Origin of the sequence: Streptomyces sp. NPDC057702 (assembly GCF_042799315.1) — a bacterium.
In the GTDB taxonomy this organism is placed as follows: Bacteria; Actinomycetota; Actinomycetes; order Streptomycetales; family Streptomycetaceae; genus Streptomyces.
Genome location: NZ_JBHVJC010000084.1, coordinates 1 through 1200, shown reverse-complemented (window position 1 = coordinate 1200; position 1200 = coordinate 1). Strand labels below are relative to the sequence as shown.

The 1200-nt window shown below is 56.2% G+C and carries 1 rRNA gene; it reads right to left on the bottom strand.

The window, feature by feature from the left end:
* Positions 1–26: 26 nt before the first annotated feature.
* A 23S ribosomal RNA gene (locus ACFVFR_RS31845) occupies positions 27–1200 on the bottom strand; the annotation flags it as partial.

Genomic DNA, 1200 nt, shown 5'->3' with positions numbered 1-1200 from the left:
GAACAACACAGTGAACGCGAGCAACTGAGGACAAGCCCTCGGCCTATTAGTACCAGTCAACTCCACCCCTCACGAGGCTTCCATATCTGGCCTATCAACCCAGTCGTCTACTGGGAGCCTTACCCCATCAAGTGGGTGGGAGCCCTCATCTCGAAGCAGGCTTCCCGCTTAGATGCTTTCAGCGGTTATCCCTCCCGAACGTAGCCAACCAGCCATGCCCTTGGCAGAACAACTGGCACACCAGAGGTTCGTCCGTCCCGGTCCTCTCGTACTAGGGACAGCCCTTCTCAAGACTCCTACGCGCACAGCGGATAGGGACCGAACTGTCTCACGACGTTCTAAACCCAGCTCGCGTACCGCTTTAATGGGCGAACAGCCCAACCCTTGGGACCGACTCCAGCCCCAGGATGCGACGAGCCGACATCGAGGTGCCAAACCATCCCGTCGATATGGACTCTTGGGGAAGATCAGCCTGTTATCCCCGGGGTACCTTTTATCCGTTGAGCGACGGCGCTTCCACAAGCCACCGCCGGATCACTAGTCCCGACTTTCGTCCCTGCTCGACCCGTCAGTCTCACAGTCAAGCTCCCTTGTGCACTTACACTCAACACCTGATTGCCAACCAGGCTGAGGGAACCTTTGGGCGCCTCCGTTACCCTTTAGGAGGCAACCGCCCCAGTTAAACTACCCACCAGACACTGTCCCTGATCCGGATCACGGACCCAGGTTAGACATCCAGCACGACCAGAGTGGTATTTCAACAACGACTCCACACACACTGGCGTGCATGCTTCACAGTCTCCCACCTATCCTACACAAGCCGAACCGAACACCAATATCAAGCTATAGTAAAGGTCCCGGGGTCTTTCCGTCCTGCTGCGCGAAACGAGCATCTTTACTCGTAATGCAATTTCACCGGGCCTATGGTTGAGACAGTCGAGAAGTCGTTACGCCATTCGTGCAGGTCGGAACTTACCCGACAAGGAATTTCGCTACCTTAGGATGGTTATAGTTACCACCGCCGTTTACTGGCGCTTAAGTTCTCAGCCTCGCCAACCCGAAGATCAGCTAACCGGTCCCCTTAACGTTCCAGCACCGGGCAGGCGTCAGTCCGTATACATCGCCTTACGGCTTCGCACGGACCTGTGTTTTTAGTAAACAGTCGCTTCTCGCTGGTCTCTGCGGCCACCCCCAGCTCAC